Here is a 1,903-nt window from a genome sequence, read left to right on the forward strand (position 1 = left end):
CCAAAACGCCAGCATCGAACACAGCGCCATGTCCGCTTCTGAGTGGCTGTCGTAGGCGCTCGTGTCTCCTTTCCACAGGCGGCTGAATTTCAGCCCGTTCGCCGCGTTCGACGCTCGCTGGACGACGTCCTCGTCTGTGAGGTCGTTTCCTGGGGCCTCCGCTGTGGTTGACGACTCACGCGCTGTGTTGGCTTGTGTTCGTGCTCGTGCGGGAGTCTGCGTCTCCGCCGTTTCGAAGTACGCGCCGTGGATTGCGGTGAGTTCGTCTGTCCGCTCAGCAACTGTTCGGGGTGTGTCGTCGACGCGGTCTCCGGTCACGGTGAAGAATCGCGAGTGTTCGTAGAGTTCGAGATTGCCCGTTCGGTTGCCGTCTGGGGGGAGTTCGCCTTCGACGATGATGTGATAGCCCGTTCCCGAGGGACTGATTTCCGTGTACGAGTCGAGACGGTCGATGAGTACTTGTGCCCATTCGTCGGTCGCTCCTGTCTCACCGTTTCGGCACTTGTCGAGGTCGACTCCCACGTATGGGTCGTCGTCGGTGAACACGAACCCGACGCCATCTGCGTTCCCGTCTTCGGCGTACGACAGTGCCTCGTCGAACGTCGTCCACGTCGTCTCGTCTGTCGCCGATGCATACCCTCCGTTCACGTCCAGTGGAACCTTCGTTTCGTCTCCACCACGTGTCTGTTTGCGCCACCCAACCCACTGGGCTCGTTCGCAGAGCTCGTCTGGGAGTGCGTCGCGTGTGGGGAGTGGTGGCGCCATCGCTTGTGGCTGGTCTTGTGGAGGGCTAAATAGCTGTTTTGGCATGGTACACCCGTGTCTAATCTTCCCGAATTCCTACACCCGTTACGAGTCGGTGTACTCGGAGAGACACACCCTACACCCTTCGAATTCATGGGTGTACACCCACGCCCATTTCCCGCAAGGGTGTACGAAAGACGCGTACTCCCAGTGGGTGTAGAGACTCGTGCGGTGTGACGTCGCTCGCGCGTCTGTCTTCGGAATGATTCGCTCGGTTTCGGCTCCGTCTGGCTCTCGGTCGGGCACACACCGAGTGTGTGATACCCCACGACTGTCGAGGCCGGCCTCTCAGCCGCCGGTTTCTCCGGTCGGCCATTTTGCTTCTTCTCCAGTACACCCCACTGTACATGGGGTGTATCGCCTGTTTTCAGATTCGACGAACGACGTCTGTTGGTCCGTTTTTCGATGGTGTCTCACACCCCTCAGTGGCTTTCGTGTGTCGTGTCTATCCCCATTCTTCACCCGTACTCCGGCGTCTCAGCACCTCTCTACCGCGTTCGCCTCGACCAGAAAGAGAGGTGTGTCGATAGCGTCCACACACGGTGGTCTGCAATGGGTGAAAAGATATCACTGAACGATTGCGACCGGGTGTGTTCTTACGGAGAAATAGGATGGGTGTAATCCAGTGAACCGCCTCGGAGTCAAGTGGTTCGAGACGCGAAGCGTCTCGTCATCACGGAAACCAGAGATTTCCGTACGACCCCGAGGCACTCGCCTGGTTTCCTCTGTAGAAACAGCGGTCCGTTCGGTTGTGTTCACGCGGCTTGAGATTATCTAATTGGCAGGCGCTAAAACCCCGTCCTTCAGGCCGGGGATACAGCGCCGTGATTGGTTGTGAACACTGTGGCCCGAACGTACAAATGCTCACACTGCGTTTCTGTGGTCGTCGTTGCGATGGTTCCCCATCGTGATTGACTGTCCGAAAACTGGCAGTTGACTTGGTGTTTGCCTCAGCAAAAAGTAAGCCTTCGGACGACCAAACCGACGTTAAACAATCAGATACCTCTGAGTCCTGTACAGGATAGGAGTAACGGTAGCGTGGCCCTGCCAGCACTTGTCGGGTGTTAAACCGTAAATCTCCCAACTCAGCGGGCTTTGC

At 57.6% G+C, this 1,903-nt stretch carries 1 pseudogene; it reads right to left on the reverse strand.

The annotated features are described in order from the left end of the window. Positions 1 to 765 (reverse strand): annotated as a pseudogene (locus AUR66_RS11950) (hypothetical protein); the annotation flags it as partial. Between the last annotated feature and the right edge of the window lie 1,138 nt (positions 766 to 1,903).

It is taken from the genome of Haloferax profundi (assembly GCF_001469865.1).
Classification (GTDB): Archaea; Halobacteriota; Halobacteria; order Halobacteriales; family Haloferacaceae; genus Haloferax; species Haloferax profundi.